This window comes from Phyllobacterium sp. TAF24 (genome assembly GCF_052113785.1).
Taxonomy (GTDB): domain Bacteria; phylum Pseudomonadota; class Alphaproteobacteria; order Rhizobiales; family Rhizobiaceae; genus Phyllobacterium.
In genome coordinates this window covers 1-10,595 of sequence record NZ_JBFRDN010000060.1, presented here as the reverse complement: position 1 = coordinate 10,595, position 10,595 = coordinate 1, and the positions used below count along the sequence as shown (strand labels likewise).

Annotated in this window: 12 protein-coding genes; 7 read left to right on the top strand and 5 right to left on the bottom strand. The window is 56.6% G+C overall.

Annotated features, from left to right (window positions below; translation table 11 throughout):
• Window positions 1–87: 87 nt before the first annotated feature.
• On the bottom strand, window positions 88–1,080 hold the full coding sequence (locus AB4Y96_RS26045; protein WP_441920897.1) for a GlxA family transcriptional regulator: 993 nt from the start codon (window positions 1,078–1,080) through the stop codon (window positions 88–90).
• Window positions 1,077–1,640: an isochorismatase family protein gene (locus tag AB4Y96_RS26040; RefSeq protein WP_441920895.1), complete on the bottom strand. Its 564-nt coding sequence runs from the start codon at window positions 1,638–1,640 to the stop codon at window positions 1,077–1,079. The genes AB4Y96_RS26045 and AB4Y96_RS26040 overlap by 4 nt, the downstream gene beginning before the upstream one ends.
• Window positions 1,641–2,093: 453 nt before the next feature.
• Between AB4Y96_RS26040 and AB4Y96_RS26035 the strand changes: the two genes are divergently transcribed.
• Complete coding sequence (locus AB4Y96_RS26035; RefSeq protein ID WP_441920893.1) at window positions 2,094–2,702, top strand: alpha/beta hydrolase; 609 nt, start codon at window positions 2,094–2,096, stop codon at window positions 2,700–2,702.
• A 59-nt stretch (window positions 2,703–2,761) separates the two neighbouring features.
• On the opposite strand, the gene AB4Y96_RS26030 is transcribed toward AB4Y96_RS26035, so the two are convergent.
• Entirely contained in the window at window positions 2,762–3,397 is a 636-nt protein-coding gene (locus tag AB4Y96_RS26030; protein WP_441920891.1) for a TetR/AcrR family transcriptional regulator, read from the bottom strand.
• Window positions 3,398–3,465: 68 nt separating this feature from the next.
• Here AB4Y96_RS26030 and AB4Y96_RS26025 point away from each other — a divergent pair, with 68 nt between their 5' ends.
• Window positions 3,466–4,005, top strand: a complete 540-nt coding sequence (locus AB4Y96_RS26025) for a DinB family protein (protein ID WP_441920889.1) — start codon at window positions 3,466–3,468, stop codon at window positions 4,003–4,005.
• 77 nt (window positions 4,006–4,082) lie between these two features.
• Here AB4Y96_RS26025 and AB4Y96_RS26020 read toward each other — a convergent pair whose 3' ends face one another.
• Both AB4Y96_RS26020 and odc2 read right to left on the bottom strand, forming a co-directional pair.
• On the bottom strand, window positions 4,083–4,712 hold the full coding sequence (locus AB4Y96_RS26020) for a GNAT family N-acetyltransferase (RefSeq protein WP_441920888.1): 630 nt from the start codon (window positions 4,710–4,712) through the stop codon (window positions 4,083–4,085).
• An 86-nt stretch (window positions 4,713–4,798) separates the two neighbouring features.
• Window positions 4,799–5,932: an ornithine/lysine decarboxylase gene (gene odc2 / locus AB4Y96_RS26015; RefSeq protein ID WP_091878211.1), complete on the bottom strand. Its 1,134-nt coding sequence runs from the start codon at window positions 5,930–5,932 to the stop codon at window positions 4,799–4,801.
• Between the two features lie 92 nt (window positions 5,933–6,024).
• On the opposite strand from odc2, the gene AB4Y96_RS26010 reads away from it, so the two are divergent.
• From AB4Y96_RS26010 to AB4Y96_RS25990, 5 genes are all read left to right on the top strand, one after another.
• Window positions 6,025–6,186, top strand: a complete 162-nt coding sequence (locus AB4Y96_RS26010) for a hypothetical protein (RefSeq protein ID WP_175540519.1) — start codon at window positions 6,025–6,027, stop codon at window positions 6,184–6,186.
• Between the two features lie 287 nt (window positions 6,187–6,473).
• Window positions 6,474–7,664 carry an amidase gene (locus AB4Y96_RS26005; RefSeq protein ID WP_441920885.1) on the top strand — a complete coding sequence of 397 codons (1,191 nt, stop codon included), beginning with the start codon at window positions 6,474–6,476 and terminating at the stop codon, window positions 7,662–7,664.
• A 1-nt stretch (window position 7,665) separates the two neighbouring features.
• The gene (locus AB4Y96_RS26000; RefSeq protein WP_441920883.1) at window positions 7,666–8,565 is read left to right on the top strand and encodes a LysR family transcriptional regulator; all 900 of its coding nucleotides are present in this window, start codon (window positions 7,666–7,668) and stop codon (window positions 8,563–8,565) included.
• A gap of 67 nt (window positions 8,566–8,632) precedes the next feature.
• Entirely contained in the window at window positions 8,633–9,292 is a 660-nt protein-coding gene (locus tag AB4Y96_RS25995; RefSeq protein ID WP_441920881.1) for a DUF1007 family protein, read from the top strand.
• 4 nt (window positions 9,293–9,296) lie between these two features.
• Complete coding sequence (locus AB4Y96_RS25990; protein ID WP_441920879.1) at window positions 9,297–10,448, top strand: nickel/cobalt transporter; 1,152 nt, start codon at window positions 9,297–9,299, stop codon at window positions 10,446–10,448.
• The last annotated feature ends 147 nt before the right edge of the window (window positions 10,449–10,595 follow it).

Here is a 10,595-nt window from a genome sequence, read left to right as displayed (position 1 = left end):
CCTCTTAGCCGTGGGTCCTCGGGTCAAGCCCGAGGATGACGGAAGTGGTATGTTCCTCATGGTGAGCTTCCTGAGTTTGTCGAAGGGCTAACCACGCACTGAACTTGGTGGCATGGCATGAACGCGGCCCCAGGCGCGGCGCAATTGCCGTGCCGAGGCAAAGCCGGTGCGCTCAGCCACACTCTCCATATCAAGTCTGGAATGACCGAGAATTTCCCGTGCCAGCGCTATGCGCAGACCATTGAGATAATCAGGGATGCTCATCCCCGCATGTTCATTAAACAATCGCGACAGATGCCTCGGGCTGGTTGCGGCGATATCAGCCAAACTCTCCAGCGACCAGCGCTGCGCGGGGTCAGCGGCCAGCCTGTCCTGCACCCGGTGGATGGCCGGATGAATATGATTACGCCCATCGAGCCACGGCGACCATTGCGGATCGCTGCCGCTGCGCCTCAGATAAACCACCAGAAAGCGCGCAACGGCCACCGCGCAGGCAGGCCCGGCAATCTGGCTGACAAGGTGCAGCATCAGGTCGATTCCCGCGGTGATACCGGCGCTTGAATAGCGATTGCCATCCTCCACATAGAGCCGATTGTCCAACACCCGGGCCGTTGGCACCAGTTCGCGCAATTCATCGACGGAGCCAAAATGGCTGGTGCAGGCCCGACCATCAAACAGACCTGCGCGTCCCGCCAAGAGTGCGCCTGAACAGATCGATACCAGCTTCTCGCTTTCACCCACATGCGCCTTCAGCCAATCGATAATTTCCGTATCGCCCTGCCCCTGCGCCTCAGCTTCCAGACTGGCCGGAGTATCGAGCAATATAGTCGCATCACCTGCCAGAATAATCATGGCATCATCGGACACCTTGTCCGGTAGGGGTGCTATGCCGCTCATCGTCAATCCGATGGATGAGGTCACGTTTGCCAGCGGGCCGACATAGCGCACATCGAAATGCACATTACTCTGCTCAAGATTGGCTTTGCGCAGAACTTCAATCGGCCCGGCAATATCCAGCAGCAGCGCCCTTGCGGGCACCACCACCAGAACCTCGATATGCTTCGGCTCGTCAGCACTCATGCGGCTATCGCGCGCTCCACTCCATCAAGGGCTTCATCAACCGTCACGATGCGTGCAAAGCGCCCGGCCAATACCAGTTCCGTGCGCGCCCGGATTTCATCGGCACTAAAAGTGCGCCCCGCCGCACTGGTCATCGCAAAGGTCAGCGTTGCCTCGGAGACGAAATCAACCTCGTAGCCACTGTCAGATGCATGACGCGTCGTCGTCTCACAACACTGTTCCGTGCGGATACCTGATACCAGCAGCTTACGGATACGATTTTCCGTCAACCAGACGTCAAGCCCGCTGCCAACAAGTGCGCTGTGCCGGGCCTTGTTGAACACGACATCCGCGTCCAGAGAAACCGGTGCCAACGGCTTGATAAAACCTGAATCAAGCGCAAATGGACCATCGCCGTCGACGTGAAAAATCTGGATAACAGGCAGGCCCCTCGCCTTGGCACCATCAATCAACCGCTGGATATTGGCAATGAAAGGCTGTGCCTCAACTTCGTTCCAGTAACCGCGCTGGCGAAAGGATTCCTGCACGTCGATAACGATAAGAGCAGTATCTGCGGACATTTTTGTCATCTCCTGTGTGTTGATACACTGACAATAACGCTCGATTCAAGCGGATGATACGCATGAACAGGACGAGATGCGGACAAAAAAGGACATTTATATTTTCGCATGGCAAAACCGTTGCTGCGTGGTTCGACAAGCTCACCATGAGGGAGAGGGATGATGCAAGGGAGTCAAGTTCTGCAGAGCTATTCACCAGTGTTACAGAACTTGACTCCCTGCAACCCGCCTCTCTCCCTCATGGTGAGCTTGTCGAACCACGCAGCAACGGTTTTGCAACAAGACATCATCAACACGTCAACAAATCAGCACAGGAGCCTCATCACTGTCTTCACCACATAGACAATCCATCAAACAGCAGACAACTTCCCTCGAACCCTTTCCCGCTCCATATCTCAATCAACAAACACACCCATGAAGCATGGCCCTAAAACATGGCCGGAAAGGCACGACATGTCTGCCAATTCCTATCAGCATCGTATCCATTCAGCCGCAGAGCCGAACAGCCCGCTCTTCTTCGTCTTTCACGGCACCGGCGGCGATGAAAACCAGTTCTTTGATTTCGCTCAGCGGTTGATCCCGTCAGCCGGGATTGTTTCACCGCGCGGCGATGTTTCAGAACACGGCGCTTCGCGCTTCTTCCGGCGCACGGCAGAGGGCGTTTATGACATGGCTGATCTTGCCACCCGCACCCGCGCAATGGCGGATTTCGTCAAGTTGCATAAGGATACAGCCACTCCATCAAACACAATCGGCCTTGGCTATTCCAATGGTGCCAATATTCTGGCTTCGGTGATGCTGGAAGAACCTGAACTGTTCGATTCAGCCATCCTGATGCATCCGCTGATTCCGTGGACGCCAGCGCCGCAGCCAAAACTTGCCGGAAAGCGCGTGCTCATCACAGCGGGACAACGCGACCCGATCTGCCCGCCAGCCCAGACACAGGCTCTATCGGATTATCTCACCGCACAGGGAACCGATGTCCATATTGCCTGGCATCCGGGCGGTCATGAAATCCAGCAAAGCGAGATCGGCGCGATACAGGCGTTTCTGGCGCGCTAACAAGAACCGACTTTTGCGGGGCTCCATCGGAAGATGGAGCCTCTGTCTCACGTCACGGATCAGCGCAGATAGGAACAGATCAGGTGAACAAGTTCCTGTCTCAATTGCTGTGATTTCAGCATTCCCCTTCGCACGGCATTGTGAATCACTCCTTCCACTGCCGAGGATAACACCTGTGCCGCGACATCAATGGTTGCGCCGCTCTGGCGCGTGCCGAAGGCCGTGATAATCGCCTTGTAGCGATCCATATACTCAGCCTCAAAGAGGCCATGTATCGATCTTGCGCCCTCATATCGCGGCGCCTCATCAAGCAGCACCCGATGAAGCGCGGGCTGGATGCTGTGTACTGCGATCATGCCGTCAACGAGGTCTCCAGCAAGTTCTTTGAGGGATCGGTTGCCTTGCCCCGTTCCGCGCAGCACAGTCAGGACATCATCAAGGTGGCGACGACGGATGGCATCAATCAGCGAAAGCTTATCCGGAAAATACTGATACAGCGAACCGATGCTGACGCCTGCGATCTCTGCTACCTCATTGGTCGTAAACCCATCAAAGCCCCGATCGCCCAGAACGCGAGCGCCTGCCCGTATGATAACCTCGACGGTCGCACGCGAACGCGCCTGTCGTGGCTCTTTTCGCATCGCCGGAGGCTCTTTTTCCGCCTGACGCGGCGAAGGGGGAATGCGAGTAGACATGCGCACCTCGTTCTATGAAGATACGAGTATATTACTCACATTTTTCATGGGAACGGAAGGATATCACCATGAGCGCTTCAACATTGCTCCACACTCTTTTCCGCTATCAGGCTTGGGCCAATAACGATCTGCTGGATAAAATCGAGAGCATCGACCCTTTATTGCATCAGGAAGAGTTGCATACGGTTATACGGCTGATCAATCACTGCCATGTGGTGAACCGGATATTTGCAGCGCATCTCATCGGCACCAGGCATAACTACACTTCAGACAACACGGCTGATACGCCCCTGTTACCGGACTTGCGTGCGGCTGTAGCGGCATCGGATCGCTGGTATCTCCAATATCTGGAGACCGTGACGCCGGAACAACTGAGTGAATCTGTGCCCTTTACGTTTACCGATGGAGATCGCGGCTGCATGTCGCGTGAAGAAATGCTCGCGCACGTCGTGACCCATGGCGGCTATCATCGTGGTGAAGCAGGACGCCTTCTCTCTCAAATTTCCATCAGTCCGCCATGGGATACTCTTGCCGTGCATCTGCACCAAACCGAGCCTTCGCGGCGGTTGAAAACACCGAGGCTGGAGAATGCCCTCTCAGCCTCCTGAATGGTGTAAGTTTGAATGAAAACGGGTCCGCGTTTTTCAACGGGGACCCGATCAGTTTCACAAAGCCTCAATTCCGTTCAGGCGGAGAACCGCAGCGAGACCGGAATGATCCGCATGGCGCGCGATGAGCGGCGGCCCTTGGATGTCAAAAGGCCCTTTGCACCGTCGAGATATCCCGGCTTCAGCTCAAGCGCCAGAAAACGGCGACGCTCGACAGGGCCGGGCATGGCAAGACCTGCGGTCTTTGCGCCGGTAAAGCCAAAGCGCTCGTAATATTCAGGATCGCCAACCAGAATGATGGCACCGTGGCCAAGACGCGCGGCTTCCTTGATCGCATGGCGCATCAGCTCGGAGCCGATGCCGAGATCCTTTGAAGCCGGATCAACGGCGAGCGGTCCGAGCAGCAGCGCGCGCACGCCCTTGCCCGAGGCATCATGGCCGGCCTGAATGTCCCAGAGCCGTACGGTTCCAAGCAACGCGCCACCCGCGCCGCGTGCGGAAAAGGCAAGGCCTTCCGACGGCAGACGGCCGCGACGCAGCTTTTCCGACGACTTGCGGCGACGGCCCTCGCCCATGGCGCGATCAAGCAGGTCTTCGCGGGCTTTTTCGTCCTGCGGCACTTCGTTGACGATGGCATAGGCTCCGGCACCGGCGAAATAGAGTCCGTCGGGAACCAGGTTCTGTTCGATATTTTCTGCTGCACTCATTGTCTTAAACCAATCTGGTCATGTCGTGGGTCATCGCTGCCCGGAGTGATCCCGGGCAGACCTTCTCAACCGGGTTCAAAACCGGTTTAGATGACGTATGATCGGAGTGGTTCGAAGCCGTTGAAGGCAACTGCGGAATAGGTCGTGGTGTAGGCGCCTGTTCCCTCGATCAGAACCTCGTCGCCGATGGTCAGCGAAACGGGGAGCGGATAGGGGTTCTTTTCGTACATCACGTCAGCGGAGTCGCAGGTCGGGCCAGCCAGAACGCAAGGTTCGCTGCGATCGCCATCCCGAGGGGTGGTGATCTGGTAGCGAATGGCTTCGTCCATGGTTTCGGCGAGGCCACCGAACTTGCCAATGTCGAGATAGACCCAGCGAACATTGTCGTTGGCGGCCTTCTTCGAAACCAGCACAACCTCAGCCTTGATGACACCGGCATTGCCGACCATACCGCGGCCGGGTTCAATGATGGTCTCTGGCAGACGGTTGCCGAAATGCTTGCTCAGCGCCTGAAAAATAGCCTGTCCATAGGCCTGTGCGGTTGGCACATCCTTGAGGTAACGGGTCGGGAAACCACCGCCCATATTGACCATCTTCAGTGTGATGCCTTCCTTGGAAAGCGCATCGAAAACCTGCTTGGCATCGCCCAATGCGCGGTCCCATGCAGCCAGATCTGTCTGCTGCGAACCCACATGGAACGAAACGCCGTAGGAATCGAGGCCGAGCTTCTGGGCAACGCGCAGAACATCGACAGCCATGGCAGGCACGCAGCCGAACTTGCGCGACAGCGGCCATTCGGCGCCGGCACCGTCGGTCAGGACGCGGCAGAATACGCGGGCGCCGGGGGCTGCACGGGCAACCTTTTCGACTTCCTCAACGCAATCGACAGCGAACAGGCGAATGCCGAGTTCGAAAGCGCGCGCGATATCGCGTTCCTTCTTGATCGTGTTGCCGAAGGAAATACGGTCAGCCGATGCACCGGCATCAAGCGCCATCTCGACTTCCGCAACTGAAGCTGTGTCGAAGTTTGAACCGAGCGAAGCCAGAAGGCGCAAAATCTCCGGCGCAGGATTGGCTTTCACCGCATAGAAAATCTTCGAGTCCGGCAGGGCCATCTCGAAATTGTGGAAATTTTCGCGCACGACTTCAAGGTCGAGCACCATGCAAGGGCCGTTCGGGCGTCGGGTATTGATAAAATCGAGAATGCGCTGTGTAGCCATCTTGAGTCTCCAATCGTGACGGCACTTCCGGCCGTCTTAACAAGTTGCGATCGCAGGGGTTTCTCCCCCGTATGATCGCCAGGACAAAGTGCATGAATCCATCTCACGCGAAGCCAGCCTTTGGAGATGCTGGAAACACGGACGAGTTCATGCGGCGATGGATCTACGCTAAGCCAGCGTTGATCCGCTTTGTCTGCCTTGGTTTGGATGATCCCATCCGCACTACCGGCAATGAAGGTGTGCCTCTTCAGTAATTCCGGCTTATGGACAGCCGAAAGACACCAGAAAGGCCCGCACCGTCGTTGCTTCAAGATGTCCTCAGTCTGGCAGTAGGCCGTCAAACTGACTGGAGGGGTTAGTTCCAGGTACCATACCGTTTCCTCACCATAATGAGGATCGGCGGACACCCATGGGGCACGTGCGACTTTGGGCAAGGGCGATATAAGTCCAAACTTGTGTCCAATCAATGACAAATCTCGCATTTGCGAATTTTTTTTATTCATTGAACAAACGGACTCAAATCACATAGAATTATTGAACGATGAAGACGATTTCACCTCTGAATGCCCTGCTGGACCTGCCTTTTCAGGCCTTTCCCGCCGTGGAAGGCCCGCTGAGCGGATACACGCTCGCCGTCAAGGATATCTTCGATATTGCGGGCCTGCCGACGCAATGTGGCAATCCTGGGAAAAATCACGAATCAGCCGCAAGTATTACCGCGCCTTCCGTGCAGAAATTGCTGGATTCCGGTGCCAAATTCATCGGCAAGACACAGACGGATGAGCTGGCTTTTTCGCTGATGGGGCAGAACAGTCACTATCCCTTCCCTATCAATCCAAAGGCACCCGGCCGGGTGACCGGCGGATCGTCCTCGGGATCAGCTTCTGCCGTGGCGGGCGGCCTAGCCGACATCGCCATCGGATCGGACACTGGCGGCTCCATCCGCGCACCGGCAAGCTTCTGCGGGCTGATTGGCCTGCGCACCACCCATGGCCGCCTGTCGCTTGGCGGTGCCATGCCGCTCGCGCCGTCTCTCGACACTTTCGGCTGGTTCGCTCGCGATATGGCGCTCTATGAAAAAGTGGGCGCAGTCCTGCTCGGGCCAGATGAAACCGACTTCAAGCTCAACCGCCCATTGTTCATCCCGCTTTTGGAGCACTACCTGCTTGGCGAGGCTGAGGATGCGGCGTTCCGCGCCATGTACGGGCATGTCGCCGCGCATCTCGGCCATGCCAAGTCCGCCCGCCAGTCGACAGCCTCCATGGATGATCTTTATCTCTGCTTCCGGCAGATACAGGGGTTCGAGGCATGGCGCGCCCATGGCGCATGGATATCGGCAGCAGATCGCCATCTTGGCCCCGGCGTCAAAGAGCGGTTCGAATATGGCTCGACCATCGATGCGCAAACCTATGAAGCGCAGACCAAACGCCGCGATCTTTTCCGCAGCGAGCTTGCCGATGTGCTCAAAGGGGATGGCGTGATGGTTCTGCCAACGGTTCCCGGTGCCGGTCCCATGGTCAACTCGACATTTGACGAGTTGCAGGCTTACCGCGAACGCGCGCTGCGATTGCTTTGCCTCTCCGGCCTTTCCGGTTTTCCGCAAATCACCTTGCCGCTCGGCGAAGTGCACGGCGCGCCCTTCGGCATTTCCCTCATTGGACCCAAGGGCAGCGACAGCACCCTGATCCGCCTTGGCAGCGCCATTCTGTCATCAGCAGAAACAAGGAACTGACATGGACACACTCACCCGCATGCGCGCCTATATCGATGTGGTGGAAGCGGAAGGGTTTTCCGCCGCTGCGCGCAAGATCGGCCGGTCAAAGGCGCTGCTCTCCAAATATGTCCGTGAACTGGAAGATGAGCTTGGCGCGCTGTTGCTTAACCGCACCACGCGACAGTTTTCACTGACCGAGGCAGGGCACACCTATTACCAACGCGCCAGCGAAATCCTGCGCGAAGTGGAAAACCTGCAGGAAACGGTGCGCGAATCGAGCAGCGACGTCAAAGGCCGGATCAAGGTTTCTGCACCCCGCACCTTTGCGGATGCGGATATCGGCCAGTGCCTGATCGATTTCTGCATCGAGCAGCCGGATATCGTGCTTGACGTGCGCCTTGATGACCGCTTTGTCGATCTGGTGGAAGAAGGCTTTGACCTTGCCATCCGCATTACGCGTTTGCAGGATTCATCGCTGATCGCCAAACGCATTGCCCCTTTCGGCACCGTGCTCTGCGCCTCGCCCGATCTGATCGAGCGGGTCGGGCGGCCAACGCGTCCCGAGCAGTTGGCATCCCTGCCCTGCATCATCGACACCAACAACCGCTCGCGCAACAGCTGGCAGTTTTACAATGAGCACGGCCCGACGATCTCGGTGCAGGTTTCCGGACGCATGGAAATCAATAGCCCGCTTTCCACCCGCCGCGCTGTGCTTGCCGGTCTTGGCTTTGCCTCCATGCCGGATTTCATTGCCAAACCGGATATTGAAAGCGGCAGGCTGATCAGCGTCCTCGATGAATTCTCGCTGCGCGATGGCGGCATCTACGCGGTTTACCCGCACCGCCGCTATCTTCCGGCAAAAGTACGCGTGCTGGTTGACTATCTTGCAAAATGGTTCAAGGACAATCGTAGGGTATGAATATGTTATATCGTCCCAATTTCGACACGTTCGGAATGTCCTTTGCGCACATGATACGGGCGGAATAATGCACCAAAGATTCGCGATTTTCGTCGCAACACTCAGCTTCGGAATGATGGTCGCCACACCGGCGTATGTACATCCGCACGTCTTTGCCGAAGCGCGCCTCGACGTGACGATCAACCCCGATGGGACCGTGCAGAAACTCGGCCATGTCTGGCGTTTTGACGATCTCTTTTCCAGCACGGTCCTTGTCGAATTTGACAAGAATGGCGATCTGCAACTGGACCAGAAAGAACTCGCTGAACTGGCAAATACCATCAATTCATCGATTTCAGAATTCGACTATTTCCAGTCGGTGATGCTTGATAACAAGAAGGTGGTGATGGCCGCGCCGGAGCATCTGATTGCGGATTTCCAGAACAACCAGCTGCTGATCATCTTCGAGAGCAAACCGAAACAGCCGTTGAAACTTGGCAAGGTAACCAGTTTCGGCGTCTATGATCCGACATTCTACACAGCCATCGACTACGTTAACGATACGGATATCCACGTCACCGGCATGCCTGCAAACTGCAAGTCAAAGGTCGTGCGGCCCAATCCGGATGAAGCAATTGCCGCCAATCAGTCAACATTGACGGACTCCTTCTTTAATGACCCGACTGGGACTAATATGTCGAAAATCTTCGCCACCCGGCTGGAAATAGACTGCCCGGCAAAAGGATAAGATGATGCGGAAAACAACCCTTGTTTGTGCGCTGGTTCTTGCAGCTCTGTTTGGCGGTCACGCACTGGCGCAGACCTCGTCGCTGGGTATCGGCTCGAACGAAGTGGCCATGCAGCCCACCGGGCCTTTCGCTGAAATCATCCTCTGGATCAACCTGCAGCAGCGCAATTTCTATCTGGCCATGACCCATGCGCTGAAAGCCATGCGCGAAGATCCGTGGCAGGCTTCCGTTCTCGTCGGCCTCTCTTTCCTTTATGGTATCCTGCATGCGGTTGGCCCCGGCCACGGCAAGGCGGTCATTTCGTCCTATATGCTGGCCAATGAAACCACACTGAAGCGCGGCATTCTCCTGTCCTTTGCCTCGTCCATGCTTCAGGCACTTACCGCACTGTTCATCGTGGGTCTGGCTTGGCTCGTTCTGCGCGGCACCACCGTATCGATGAACGATGCGGCCCGTTATATGGAAATTGCCAGCTTTGTGCTGATTATCGCCTTCGGCCTGTCCCTGCTGTGGCGCAAGCTGCCGCTGATGTTTGGCCCGCGCGTCGCCCATCTGATGCCTGAGAAACACGATCATGGCTCTGTCCTGACCGATCACCATCATGACCATCATCACAGCCATGACGATGATTGCGGTTGCGGGCATGATCACCACGATCACGATCATGGGCATAGCCATGCAGCGCATGCACCGGTTGCCCATGTCCACAGCCACGCCAATCACGCACATGATCATCACGATCATAAACATGATCACGCTCACAATCATGCAGCCGGCGAAGTCTGCGCCACCTGCGGCCATTCCCATGCGCCTGATCCGGCAATGCTGGCGGGTGAGTTCAACTGGAAAACCGCATGGGCCGCCATTGTCGCCGTCGGCCTGCGCCCCTGCTCCGGCGCACTGATCGTTCTGACATTCTCATTGCTGAACGGGCTGATGCTCGGCGGCGTGCTTTCTGTCTTCGCCATGGCACTTGGCACATTCATTACAGTTGCCACGCTGGCAACACTGGCAGTTATGGCGAAGAATGTTGCGTTGAAGATTTCCGGCGGTGGAGCGCTTTCGAGCCGGGTGCAGAACACGATCGAAGTTGGTGGTGCACTGTTTATCGTACTGGTCGGTGTGTTGCTGCTGACGGCAGCACTGAGGTTTTAAGTGGTGAGTAGTCAGTAGTCAGTAGTAGTGCGTGGTTCGTGGTTCGTGGTTCGACAAGCTCACCATGAGGGGCTTGGGTGGATGCAACGCTAATTGCCAGGGTTGCAGAACTTGACTGTCGACAACCCACCCACCTCTCCGTCATCC

Excerpts from the sequence above, each read along its gene's own strand:
- AB4Y96_RS26045 (WP_441920897.1), bottom strand. The coding sequence starts at position 1,080 with ATGAGTGCTGACGAGCCGAAGCATATCGAGGTTCTGGTGGTGGTGCCC.
- AB4Y96_RS26040 (WP_441920895.1), bottom strand. The coding sequence starts at position 1,640 with ATGTCCGCAGATACTGCTCTTATCGTTATCGACGTGCAGGAATCCTTT.
- AB4Y96_RS26035 (WP_441920893.1), top strand. The coding sequence starts at position 2,094 with ATGTCTGCCAATTCCTATCAGCATCGTATCCATTCAGCCGCAGAGCCG.
- AB4Y96_RS26030 (WP_441920891.1), bottom strand. The coding sequence starts at position 3,397 with ATGTCTACTCGCATTCCCCCTTCGCCGCGTCAGGCGGAAAAAGAGCCT.
- AB4Y96_RS26025 (WP_441920889.1), top strand. The coding sequence starts at position 3,466 with ATGAGCGCTTCAACATTGCTCCACACTCTTTTCCGCTATCAGGCTTGG.
- AB4Y96_RS26020 (WP_441920888.1), bottom strand. The coding sequence starts at position 4,712 with ATGAGTGCAGCAGAAAATATCGAACAGAACCTGGTTCCCGACGGACTC.
- odc2 (WP_091878211.1), bottom strand. The coding sequence starts at position 5,932 with ATGGCTACACAGCGCATTCTCGATTTTATCAATACCCGACGCCCGAAC.
- AB4Y96_RS26010 (WP_175540519.1), top strand. The coding sequence starts at position 6,025 with ATGAATCCATCTCACGCGAAGCCAGCCTTTGGAGATGCTGGAAACACG.
- AB4Y96_RS26005 (WP_441920885.1), top strand. The coding sequence starts at position 6,474 with ATGAAGACGATTTCACCTCTGAATGCCCTGCTGGACCTGCCTTTTCAG.
- AB4Y96_RS26000 (WP_441920883.1), top strand. The coding sequence starts at position 7,666 with ATGGACACACTCACCCGCATGCGCGCCTATATCGATGTGGTGGAAGCG.
- AB4Y96_RS25995 (WP_441920881.1), top strand. The coding sequence starts at position 8,633 with ATGCACCAAAGATTCGCGATTTTCGTCGCAACACTCAGCTTCGGAATG.
- AB4Y96_RS25990 (WP_441920879.1), top strand. The coding sequence starts at position 9,297 with ATGCGGAAAACAACCCTTGTTTGTGCGCTGGTTCTTGCAGCTCTGTTT.